The sequence below is a fragment of the Streptomyces sp. NPDC054840 genome (genome assembly GCF_053611065.1).
In genome coordinates this window covers 1-10,946 of sequence record NZ_JBSGZP010000204.1, presented here as the reverse complement: position 1 = coordinate 10,946, position 10,946 = coordinate 1, and the positions used below count along the sequence as shown (strand labels likewise).

Annotated in this window: 9 protein-coding genes and 1 pseudogene; 2 read left to right on the top strand and 8 right to left on the bottom strand. The window is 74.0% G+C overall.

The window, feature by feature from the left end:
• A partial coding sequence (locus ACWGIU_RS16790) for an outer membrane protein assembly factor BamB family protein (protein ID WP_453706507.1) occupies positions 1 to 1,235 on the top strand: 1,235 nt, incomplete at its 5' end.
• A 26-nt stretch (positions 1,236 to 1,261) separates the two neighbouring features.
• A complete protein-coding gene (locus ACWGIU_RS16785; protein ID WP_453706505.1) occupies positions 1,262 to 2,113 on the top strand; it encodes a hypothetical protein in 852 nt (283 codons plus the stop codon).
• Positions 2,114 to 2,154: 41 nt separating this feature from the next.
• Here the strand turns inward: ACWGIU_RS16785 and ACWGIU_RS16780 are convergent, their stop codons facing one another.
• The 8 genes and pseudogenes from ACWGIU_RS16780 to ACWGIU_RS16745 all read right to left on the bottom strand — a co-directional run.
• Entirely contained in the window at positions 2,155 to 3,132 is a 978-nt protein-coding gene (locus ACWGIU_RS16780; RefSeq protein WP_453706503.1) for an NAD-dependent epimerase/dehydratase family protein, read from the bottom strand.
• Between the two features lie 104 nt (positions 3,133 to 3,236).
• Complete coding sequence (locus ACWGIU_RS16775) at positions 3,237 to 4,370, bottom strand: hypothetical protein (RefSeq protein ID WP_453706501.1); 1,134 nt, start codon at positions 4,368 to 4,370, stop codon at positions 3,237 to 3,239.
• Complete coding sequence (locus ACWGIU_RS16770) at positions 4,367 to 5,095, bottom strand: HAD family hydrolase (RefSeq protein ID WP_453706499.1); 729 nt, start codon at positions 5,093 to 5,095, stop codon at positions 4,367 to 4,369. The genes ACWGIU_RS16775 and ACWGIU_RS16770 overlap by 4 nt, the downstream gene beginning before the upstream one ends.
• Positions 5,088 to 6,344 carry an ATP-grasp domain-containing protein gene (locus ACWGIU_RS16765; RefSeq protein WP_453706497.1) on the bottom strand — a complete coding sequence of 419 codons (1,257 nt, stop codon included), beginning with the start codon at positions 6,342 to 6,344 and terminating at the stop codon, positions 5,088 to 5,090. The genes ACWGIU_RS16770 and ACWGIU_RS16765 overlap by 8 nt, the downstream gene beginning before the upstream one ends.
• 3 nt (positions 6,345 to 6,347) lie before the next feature.
• On the bottom strand, positions 6,348 to 8,132 hold the full coding sequence (locus ACWGIU_RS16760; RefSeq protein ID WP_453706495.1) for a non-ribosomal peptide synthetase: 1,785 nt from the start codon (positions 8,130 to 8,132) through the stop codon (positions 6,348 to 6,350).
• Positions 8,133 to 8,643: 511 nt separating this feature from the next.
• A pseudogene (locus ACWGIU_RS16755) lies at positions 8,644 to 8,892 on the bottom strand (condensation domain-containing protein); the annotation flags it as partial.
• Complete coding sequence (locus ACWGIU_RS16750) at positions 8,889 to 10,478, bottom strand: amino acid adenylation domain-containing protein (protein ID WP_453706493.1); 1,590 nt, start codon at positions 10,476 to 10,478, stop codon at positions 8,889 to 8,891. The gene ACWGIU_RS16750 and the pseudogene ACWGIU_RS16755, both read right to left, overlap by 4 nt.
• Positions 10,475 to 10,946: phosphopantetheine-binding protein (locus tag ACWGIU_RS16745; RefSeq protein ID WP_453706491.1), on the bottom strand; the 472-nt coding region annotated here is incomplete at its 5' end. The genes ACWGIU_RS16745 and ACWGIU_RS16750, both read right to left, overlap by 4 nt.

Below are 10,946 nucleotides of genomic sequence, written 5' to 3'. Positions count from 1 at the left end.
CCGGCATCCGGGCGGGCGAGGCCCGGGTCTGGCTGCGTGACAACCAGGCCCAGGTGGCCGGGGCGGGGACCTCGCAGTTCGGCCCGTGGCGGGTGGGCGACACCGTCGTCAGCGCGATCCTGAGCGGTTTCACCGCGTACGCGGTGGCCGACGGCCAGGAAAAGTGGAAGCTCCCGCTCACGACGCCGCTGTGCGGGATCCCGCCGGCCCCGTCCGCGAACGGCAAGCTCGTGGTGGGGGTGAAGGAAAGCACCTCGGAGAGCTCGCGCTGCACCCACCTCCAGCAGATCGACCTCACCACGGGGCAGGCGGGCTGGAAGATTCCGCTGCCGCCGGAGAACGATCAAGACAGCTCGGCCCAGTTCGAGCCGGTGATCAGCGGTGACACCGTGGTCGTCGCCCGGTCGGCCGTCATGAGCGGGTTCTCGGTCACCGACGGCCGCAAGCTCTTCGGCACGTCCAGCCCGAACGGCTGCTACCCCTACGGCTTCGCCGGGGGCTCGCGGCTGATCGCCATCCGCCAGTGCCCCGACCCGAAGGACGTCGTCGCACGCGGACAGGCGAGGGTCGAGGAGCTGGATCCGGCCACGGGCGGCGCCCGGTGGAGCTACACGTACGCCCCGGACTGGACGGTCGGCCGGGTGCTGTCCACCGACCCGCTGGTGATCGCCGCGCACCACAAGGACAAGAAGACCTGGAACCTCACGGCGTTCGCCGCCGACGGCACGGTCCGCTCGCAGAACTCCCCGGCCTTCGGGGTCAGCGGCCGGTGCAACGGCTTCGGCAACGCGACCGGCTTCCAGGAGTGCTACGCCGTCGCGGCCGACGCCGACTCGCTCTACATCGGCGCGGGCAAGCCCGGCACCAGCCTCGACACCGACGTCACCGACCAGGTCGTCGCGGTCGACCTGAACACCGGCAAGGAGCGGTGGCGCACCACCGAGCAGCCCAAGGGGCGCACCATGTGGCCGCTGGCGGTCGAGGAGGGCAAGGTCCTCACGTACGTCACCCCCGGCAGCGGTGAGGCGGGGGCGGTCGTCTCCCTCGCCGCGGCCGACGGGGCCTCGCGGCCGGTCCTGCAGAGCCCGGCCGCGGCCCGCGGCGCCGAAGGCGTCTTCTACCCCCACGGCGTCCGCATCACGTGGGCGGGCGGACGACTGTTCCTGCTCAACGGCCGGGCCTACAGCCCGGAGCCGCGCAAGGCGAGCCGCGCGATCCTGTCCTTCGGCAAGTAGGGCAGGCAGGTACCAGGAGGGGCACCGTGCAGAACCCGTACCAACAGCCGAGTCACCCCAGCGGCCTGTACCGGCCGCCGCCCTTCCGGGCGCCGCAGGGGCCCGACACCGGCGGGGGCCGGATCAGCAGGAGACGGCTCGCCGTCGCGATCTGCGCCCTGACCGCCCTGGCGGTGGCAGCCGCCGCGACCGGCGTCGCACTCGGCGTCCGCGAGAACCGGGACCGCGCCTCGGCGGCGGCCGCGGCGTCGGCGGCGGACCCGACGAAGCCGCTCGTCGCGGGCTGGAAGACCGTGATCAACCCCAAGCACGGCACCGCCTTCGACGTCCCGCCCGGGTGGGAGGTGATCGAACCCGCGGTGTTCAGCGGCCACGTGGACAACAAGGACTCGGAGAAGATCATCATCGGGCACACGGCCCCCGCCTTCTACAAGTCCCAGTGGTGCAGCATCGACGGCAACGGCGACGGCCAGGTCACGGACGTCCGGCTCGCCAACACCGGAACCAAGGGCGCGGGTGGAGCCAAGGACCCTGCCGACATCGCCGTGAAGGAGGCACCCACCTGGGTCTACGCCGCCTACACCCAGCCGGACAAGAGCGTGGTCAAGGCGGACAAGCCGGTGGAATACACCACGAAGGCCGGGGTCAGGGGGAGTTACGTCAAAGCGCGCTCCTCGGGCGCCCCGCGGACCGACCACTGCGCGGGCGACGGGCAGGCGGTCGTCTTCGGCTTCAGGAACTCCCGGGGCGACCTCGTCTCCTGGGACTTCTACGGCCGCACGGGCGTTCCGGGCGCCGTCGACGATGCCCTGATCATGCGCATCCTCAGCACGGTCCGCCTGGCGGGCGACCCGAAGGACCCGGGCCCCGGACCGTGATCGCCCGGGGCCGTGATCGCCCCGGGGTCCGGGCGGTCGCCTCAGCCCTTCAGGAGGCGGGCCTCCGCCTCCCCGGTGAGGCCGTCCGCGAGGGTCAGCTCTGCCTCGGGGACGGACTGCTGCCACGTCCAGGTGTCGGTGACCGTCTCGGTGACCGGGCGGCAGTCGAGGCCCGTGGCGTGCGCCCGGGAGACGTCTCCCGTATGGATCGCGGCGTGGAAGTCCGTGCCGGGCGGGGCCCAGACGGGGAGGTCGGTCCACGGGGAGAGCTCCGCGGCGGCGATCGCCTCGGGGGAGGTCCAGCGGAGTTCGGCGGCGGCGCCCGTGACCCGTACGCAGATGTCCAGGAGTTCACCGATGGTGGTGTGGCCCGGCTGCGACACGAGGTTGTAGGGACCGTGCAGGGACGACTCCAGCGCGCCCAGGAGCCAGGCCGCCAGATCGCGCACGTCGACGTACTGGAGCGCGGTGTCCCGGGGGCCGGGGGCCGGGATCTCGCCGCCCCGGGCGATGCGGGACAGCCACCACGGCAGCCGGCCCGCGTTCTCGCGCGGGCCCAGGATCAGCCCCGGCCGGACCAGCAGGGTGCGGTCCTCGCCGAACGCGCGCAGCACCGCCAGTTCCGCCCCCCTCTTGTCGGCCGCGAAGTCGGTCGCCTCCGCGTCCGGGTCGCCCTCGGCCAGCGGCCCGAACTCGTCCAGCCCGGCCGGCACCGGCCACGCGTACACCGATCGGCTGGAGACGAAGGCGTAGCGTCCGGCGCGCCCGGCCAGCAGCTCGGCCGCGTCGCGCACCACGGCCGGGGCGCCCGACCAGGTGTCGACGACCGCGTCCCACTCCCCCGTCGCGAGGGCGGCCAGACCGTCCTCCCGCGTGCGGTCGCCGTGACGGACCCGTACGCCGGGCGGTGCCGGGTGCTCGCCCCGGTGGAAGACGGTCACGTCCCAGCCCCGGGCGACCGCGCCCTCGGCGACGGCGCGCCCCGCGAAGTCCGTTCCGCCCAGCAGCAGCAGCCTCATCCTGGTTCCTCTCCGTGGAGCTCGTCCGTCGTGTCGTGCGGCGCGCGAACGCCGCCGGGGGCCGTAGGGGCCGCCGGCGGCGTACGCGTTCGCCGAGGTCCCGGTCAGCGGGCGGTGCGGTCCCGGTACGCCGCGAAGCGCTCGGCGATCTCCTGGGCGCGGCCCTCGGCCTCCGAGAGCTTCATCTCGGCACAGTCGTAGCCGAGTTCCTCCTTCATGATGGCCATGGCGGAGGGCTCGAAGACGACGGTGCCGTCGGCGCGGATCTCGCTGATGCCGTCGTACAGCTGTCCGGAGACGTTGATGGCGTGCGCCTCGTCCGCCGTCATGCCGTCGGGGAGCAGGGCGCGGAACTTGCCGTTCTCGATCGCCACCGGGTAGCCGCCGAGCGCCCCGTCCGCGCCGGGCGCGTGGACCACCGCGTCGCGCTCGTCGGCGAGCGGTTCCAGGACGCTGAGCGCGGAGGAGGCGGTCATCGTCTGGCCGGGCAGACCGCCGGTGCGGCGGTACGCGCCGGGCAGCCGGTTCAGGAGCTCCGCGACGTCCAGCTCGCCGGTGACGTCGCGCCCGTCGAGGCGGATGCCGAGGCCCATGCCGGCGGGGCCGCTGTTGCCGGTGCGGGAGAGGCGGTGCGAGACGTAGTGGTGGGCCACCAGGCGCACCTCGACGTCGGCGGAGCTCACGCCGAGCTCGTCGGCGGCCACGGCGGTGATGCCGGGGACGTTGTTGGCGACGTTGCCGATGCCGATGTGCGGGGAGAGGCCGATCGCGGTGAGCGCGGGGTGCACGGCGTCGGGGTAGGCGGCGTTGACGACCAGGGCCTGCGTGCCGGAGAGGCGGACGGCCTCCATGGCCTTCATCACCGGGACGAGGTGCATGGGCAGCCACGGGCCGTAGTTGGCGGCGTAGACCCGCTGGAAGGCGTCCTGCTGGAGGGTGGAGATGACCCACCAGGACTGGTAGCTGACGGCCAGGAAGATGATGTCGGGGCCGAAGGCGGTTATCCGCTCGGCGGTGCGCGCCACGTCCGTGATGTCGGTCCGCGCGTGACTGACCTCGTTGGTGTAGCCGCGCTGGACGCTGCAGAAGCGCGTCAGGTTGGCGGCCTTCAGGACGGTCTCCTCGTCGCGGCCGACGAGCTGGACGTGGCGGGGGTTCGGGCTGTGCGCCAGCTCGTGGAAGACGCGGCGGCCGATGTCGCCGGCACCCAGGACCATGATCTTGCGGGCGTTGTTCATGAGGTACCTCCGAAGTGTGCGGCAGCGGCGAAGGGGGTGGCGACGGGCGCCATCAGGTGGGCGTCGCGGACGAGTCGGGGCAGCACGCGCATGGACGGGAAGGTGAGCGCGCCCTCCCGGTGGGGCGGGGTCGCCGGGTCGGCGGTGTACTGCAGGACCCGCATCCCGGCGGCCACGGCGGCGTCCACGCCGACCGGGCTGTCTTCGACCACGACGCACTCGTCGGGTGTGACGCCGCACTGCTCGGCGGCCCAGCGGAACAGCTTCGGGTCGGGCTTCCATGCGTCGACGTCGTACGCCGAGAAGAGCCGGCCGCCGAAGTGGTGCAGGATCCCGGCCTTCTCCAGGCGGCTGCGCATGATGGCGAGCGGGCTGTTGGAGGCCACGCACATGCGGTCGCCGACGGCGGCGGTGAGCTGTTCGAGGGCGTACGCGACGCCGTCGATGGGCTCGATGCGGTCGCCGATCAGCTCCTCGCACCTGGCGCGGGCGATCACCATGGCGTCCTGCGGCGGGGCGTTGCCCGACAGGTCCGCCATCAGGTCGAAGCACTCCTGCATCTTCTTGCCGGAGAACAGCTCGTCCCGCTGGTCCTTGTCCAGCCGCAGGCCCATCATCTCGCCGACGTGGGCGATCCCGCCGTTCTCGGCGTCCTGCGTGTCCACGAGCACGCCGTCCAGGTCGAAGACGACGAACTCACCTGCTCGTACGGGGAACTCACTCATAGTCGATCCAGTCCACGCTCTCGATGGCGGCGACGGTCGCGGCCAGTTCCTCATGGGTGGCGGCGGAGCCGATGACGGCCGCCGTGTTGCCGCGCGCGCCGATCCGCCAGTCCACGTCGGCGCCGGGCTCGGCGAGGACGACGACCCGGTCGACGTGGGCGAGGCGGCGCAGGGCGGAGACACCCCGGATGGCACGCACCCGGCGGGCGCCGATGGGCGGCACGGTCAGGTAGTGGAAGGCGATCGGGCCGCCCTGCTTGACCTCGGGGGTCTCGTACGGGAGGCCGAGCGCGGCGGCGACCGCCACGTACGCGGGGTCGGAGGTGCCGGAGCGGACGGCGAGGTCGTCGACCCAGGCGCCGAGCCGGCCGTTGACCTCGATGACCCGGGGGCCGTCGGCGGTCAGTTTGATCTCGACGTCGGCGACGCCGTGGATGTTCAGGGCGCGCACCGCGCGGCAGGCGAGGTCGCGGACCTCGCGCTCCTCGGCCTCCGGTACGACGGAGAAGCCGCCGTAGCCGCCGCGCTCGCGGAACGGCTCGGCCAGCGCGAACTTGCTGGTGACGAACACCGGCCGGACGTCGTCGCCGTCGGCCACGCAGTCCACGGCGATGTAGTCGCCCCACGGCGCCGGGGTGGGCCGCCCGACCAGGAGCTCCTCCAGCATCACGGCCGTCTCGGCGGGTCCGCCGTCGGAGCCGGTGAAGATCGCCGCGAGGGCGGCCCGGCATTCCTCGGGGGTGGCGACGGCCTGCGTGTTGCGGCTGGACGCGCCGATCACCGGCTTGATGATGGCCGGCAGCCCGACGTGGGCGATCGCCTCGTCGGCCTGGGCGGGGTCGGTCAGGGTGCGGAAGCGCACGCTGTCGACGCCCGCCTCGGCGAACCGCCGGCGCTGCAGGTCCTTGTGGGTGATGGCGTCGACGTCGGCCGGCCGGTGGTAGCGCAGGCCGAGGGCCTCGGCGAGCCGCACGGTCGGGGCGATCTGGAACTCGCTGAAGGTGATGATGCCCGCCGGGGCGAGCGCGCGCAGCGCCGCCTCGGTCTGCGCCTCGGTGCGGCCCGCGGTGTTCACCACGGTGCCGACCATCTCCAGGGTCGGGATCATCTCCTGGGCGTGCGCGGTGTCCGCGGTCACGAACACCAGGTCGCAGCCGGCCTGCCGGGCCGCCTCGGCGAGCCGGGTGGGTGCGAGGCTGCCGGCGTCGTAGACGACGAGCAGCACGGGGTGGGCGGGGGTCGCGGTCATGGGTCAGCCTCCGGCCGGGAACGCGCCGGTGCGGCGGGCGACGGTCAGGGCCCCCGCGAGCGACTCGACGGTCGAGTAGGTGAACAAGGTGCGTACCGGGATGTCCAGGCCGAAGTCCTCCTGGAGCCGCAGCGCCACCCGGGTCGCGGTCAGCGAGTCGCCGCCCAGGTCGAAGAAGTCGTCCTCGGCTCCGACCTCGTCGGCGTACAGGGTCTCGGCCCACACCCGGGCCACCGCCCGCTCGGCAGGGGTGCGCGGGGCGATGAACTCGGCCTCCAGCCCGGTGCGTTCGCCGTCGGGTGCGGGGAGCGCCTTGCGGTCGGTCTTGCCGCTGGTGGTGAGCGGCATCCGGTCCAGGAAGACGTACGTACCGGGCACCATGTAGCCGGGCAGGGTGCGCCCGCACCAGTCGCGCAGCGCGCCGATTCCGGGCACCGGGCGGCCGGACACCGGGACGACGTATGCCACGAGCGTCTTCTCGCCGGGGACGTCCTCGCGGGCCGTGACGGCGCAGGAGTCGATGTCCTCGTGGGCCAGCAGCGCGGCCTCGATCTCGCCGAGTTCGATGCGGAAGCCGCGCACCTTGACCTGGTGGTCGAGGCGGCCGAGGAACTCCAGGTCACCGCCGGGCAGCCACCGCACCAGGTCACCGGTGCGGTAGACCCGGCCGGCCGCGAACGGGTTCCGGGTGAAGCGCTCGGCGGTCAGGTCGTCGCGTCCGAGGTAGCCGCGGGCCACGCCGGCGCCGCCGATGAGCAGCTCGCCGGGTACGCCGACGGGGACGGGACGGTCCGCGTCGTCGACGACGTACAGCTCGGTGCCGGCGGTGGGGCGGCCGATGGGGATGGTGCCGGTGGTGTCGGTGATCTCGGCGACGGAGGCGTAGACGGTGGTTTCCGTCGGGCCGTAACCGTTGAGGACGCGGGTGCCGGCGCGCAGCATCCGTGCGGCCAGTTCGGCGGGCAGGGCCTCTCCGGCGGCGAAGATCTCCAGGGCGCGCGGCCGGTCGCCGAGGGCGTCCAGGAGCGGGCGCAGCGCGGACGGCGTGGCCTGTACGAGGGTGACGGCGTGCCGGTCGATCAGCTCGACGAGGGCGGGCGGGTTGTGGATCTGGTCCTGGTGCGCGCCGACGATCCGGCCGCCCGTGATCAGCGGCAGGAACACCTCGACGCCCGCGATGTCGAAGGTGGCCGAGGTGGTGAACAGCACCCGCTCGTTCGCCGGTGCCGGGAAGGTCTCCCGCATGCCGCACAGCAGGTTGTGGAATCCGCCCCGGGTGACGGCGACGCCCTTGGGGGTCCCGGTGGAGCCGGAGGTGTAGAGGACGTAGGCGAGGTGTCCGGGCCCGGCGGCCGCCGCCGGTTCCACGACGGGGGAGGCGGCGATCGCCGCGGCGTCGGTGTCGACCGCGACGAGGGTACGCGGCCCCGCGCCGTCCCCGCCGGACAGCCGCCCGCGCAGCGACTCCTGGGTGACGACCACCGGTGCGGCCGTGTCCCGCAGCACGAACTCCAGGCGGTCGACCGGGTGCTGGGGGTCGAGCGGCACGTAGGCCGCGCCCGCGCGGAGCACCGCGAGCAGCGCCACGATCAGTTCGGGGCCGCGCTCCAGGCAGACCGCGACGGGCACGTCGGGGCCGGCGCCGAGGCCGCGCAGGTGGTGGGCGAGGCGGTCGGCGCGGGCGTCGAGCTCCCGGTAGGTGACCTCCTCGGCGCCGAAGACGACCGCGACGGCGTCGGGAACGCGCCCGGCCTGCTCGGCGAACAGACCGGCCACGTCCACGGCCACGTCCACGTCCCCGGCGGAGTCGGCGGCGGCGTCCGCGTCCCCGGGGAAGGCGGCGCGACCGCGGCCCCAGCCGGTGAGCAGCAGCTCGCGCTCGGCGGCGCCGAGCGGGTCGAGCGCCTCCAGTGCCGGGGGTCTCGGCGATGGCGGTGAGCAGGGTGAGGTAGCCGTCGATGAGCCGCTCGGCGCTCGGCGCGTCGAACAGCTCGGCGGCGAAGTCGACGCGCAGGCCGAGGCCCTCGCGGCCGGCGGCCGGGTCCAGGGCCAGGGTCAGGTCGGGCGGGCAGCCGCCCTCGGCCCGGTGGGCCGGCCCGTCCGTGAACAGGGCCTGGACCACGGGGTGGTGGCCGTCGGCCGCGGGTTCGAACGCGGTGGCGAGGCGGGCCACCGGCAGCGCGGCGGCCCGGCCGCGGGTCAGCGCGGCGTCCGTCCGCGCCACGAGCTCGGCGAAGGCCGGGCCCGCGGCCAGATCGGCGCGGACGACGGCCAGGCCGCCGCCGGGGCCCGGGACACCCACCGCGAGGTCGCGCCGGCGGGTCCACCGGCCGAGCAGCACCTGGTAGGCGGCGAGCAGCACGGCGGACAGCGGGGCGCCGTACTCGGCGGCCGCCTTGTCCAGCGCCCGCGCCGTGCCGGCCGGGACGGTGCGGGTGACGTGACCCAGGGCGCCGGTACGCGCCGAGGGGCGCGGCCGGTCGGTGGCCGGCTCCAGCGGTTCCAGGCCCGCCAGTTCGGTTCGCCAGTACTCCAGCGCGTCGGTCATGACCCCTCCGTCGTGTCGAGGATCCGCGCCAGTGCCTTGCGGTCCGTCTTTCCGTTGTCGTTGAGCGGCAGCCCGCCCGGCAGGTGCGTGAGCAAGGCGGGCACCATGTGCAGCGGGAGCAGCTCGCGCAGCCAGGCGTCGAACCGCTCGGGGTCCACCGCGCGGCCCGCGTAGGCGCCGACCAGCTCGGTCTCGCCGTCCGGGCCGGGCAGGGCGAGCACCGCGGCGTCGATGACGTGCGGGTGGCGGTGCACGGCCGCCTCGACCTCGCCCAGCTCGATACGGAAGCCGCGTACCTTGACCTGCTGGTCGAGGCGGCCCCAGTGCACGAGGAGCCCGTTCTCGCGCCGCACCCGGTCACCGGTGCGGTACCAGTGGCGGTCGGTCAGTACGGTGCTTCCGTCGTAGGCCTCGGCGGGTCCGCCGTCGGCCTCGTACGACACGAACCGCCCGGCGTTCTCGCGCGGGTCGAGATAGCCGCCGAAGCGCTGCGGGCCGCGCACGCACAGCTCGCCCTCGTCGGCCGCCAGGCCGTTCTCGTCCAGCAGCACCATTTCCATGCCCGGGAAGGGGACGCCGATCGGCACGGTGCCGTTGGAGAACTCCGGCCAGTCCGTGGCCGGTCCGGACAGCCCGTGGTTGGTGCAGCACACCGTCAGCTCGGTGGGCCCGTACACGTTGTGGATCACGGCGTTCGGGGCGACCGCGCGCCACAGTTCGGCGTGCTGCGCGGTGACCGGCTCGGCACCGAACATGCTGTGCCGCAGGTTCACGGCCCGGCCCAGGGGCAGGTTGCCGAGCCGCTGCGCCTCGCGGATCACCGAGGGCACCGAGAACCAATGGGTGAGCTCGCGCTCGACGATGAAGTCGACCGGCCGGTAGAGGTCGGCCGCGAGCGGCACCACCAGGGTGGCGCCGCCGCCCCACGTCGCGAACAGGTCGATCACGCTCGCGTCGAAGGTCAGGCCGAAGGTCTGGGTGAGCCGGGCGCCCGGCGCGATCTCGTACCGCTCGATGGTGTGCGCGAGGAACAGCGAGGTGTTCCGATGCCGGATCGGCACGCCCTTGGGCTGGCCCGTGGAACCCGACGTGAACATCAGGTAGGCCTCGCGGTCCGGGTCGTCCGGGACCGGCGGCAGCGACTGCTCCAGTACACCGGTCGCCGTCCCGGACGCCCGCTCGTCCTCGTCGAGTCCGAGGACGGTCGGCCGGTGACGTTCGGGCAGCCGGGTGAACAGCTCGGCGGACCGGGTGTCCACCAAGGCCACCTCGACACCGGCGCGCTGGGCGATGTCGAGGTTGCGCTGCGCGGGATAGTCGGGGTTGAGCGGGACGAGGCCCGCGCCGAGCCGCTGGACCGCCAGGTAGCCGGCGTACGCGGCGACCGAGCGGGTGGCGGCGAGCGCCACCCGGGTGGGCACCGAGCCGTGCTTGGCGGCGATGCGGTCGGCGAGGGTGAGCGCGAGGGCGCGCAGCTCACCGTAGGTCAGTACCTCGTCGCCGATCTCCAGGGCCGGCAGGCCCGGGTGACGCAGGGCCGATTCCTCGAACCACTGGTAGAGCGTGCGCTGTTGCCGGTCGGTCATCGCTTCCTCGGTATCGGTGTGCTGGTCTGACGGGTGCGGCCGCGGGCGCGCATGGCCTCGGCGCGGGCCTGGGCCCGGCTCTGCCCGCGCTCCCCGGCGGCCGAGGGGGCGTCCGTGGCGGGGGCGGCGCCGCCCAGGAAGGCGGCCATGGCCTTGACGGTGGAGTGCCGGAACAGGTCCACCACGTCGACCTCGCGGTCCAGTGCGGTACGCAGCCGGTCGCGCAGCCGGATCAGGAGCAGCGAGTTGCCGCCGACGTCGAAGAAGTTCTCCGACGCTCCGACGGTGCGGCCCAGCACCTGCTCCCAGGCGGCGGCGACGGTCCGCTCCGCGTCGCTCGCCGGTCGCGCGTCGGCCCCGTCGGCCGGCTGTGCGGCCTCCGCGGCGGCCGCCTGGGCGAGCAGCTTGCCGATCGCCTCCCGGTCGGGGCGTCCGCCCGGCAGCAGCGGCAGCGGGCCGGTCAGGTGC

What these genes read in the sequence shown, in the direction of transcription:
- ACWGIU_RS16780 (WP_453706503.1), bottom strand. Translation starts at nt 3,132, where the DNA reads ATGAGGCTGCTGCTGCTGGGCGGAACGGACTTCGCGGGGCGCGCCGTC.
- ACWGIU_RS16775 (WP_453706501.1), bottom strand. Translation starts at nt 4,370, where the DNA reads ATGAACAACGCCCGCAAGATCATGGTCCTGGGTGCCGGCGACATCGGC.
- ACWGIU_RS16770 (WP_453706499.1), bottom strand. Translation starts at nt 5,095, where the DNA reads ATGAGTGAGTTCCCCGTACGAGCAGGTGAGTTCGTCGTCTTCGACCTG.
- ACWGIU_RS16765 (WP_453706497.1), bottom strand. Translation starts at nt 6,344, where the DNA reads ATGACCGCGACCCCCGCCCACCCCGTGCTGCTCGTCGTCTACGACGCC.
- ACWGIU_RS16750 (WP_453706493.1), bottom strand. Translation starts at nt 10,478, where the DNA reads ATGACCGACCGGCAACAGCGCACGCTCTACCAGTGGTTCGAGGAATCG.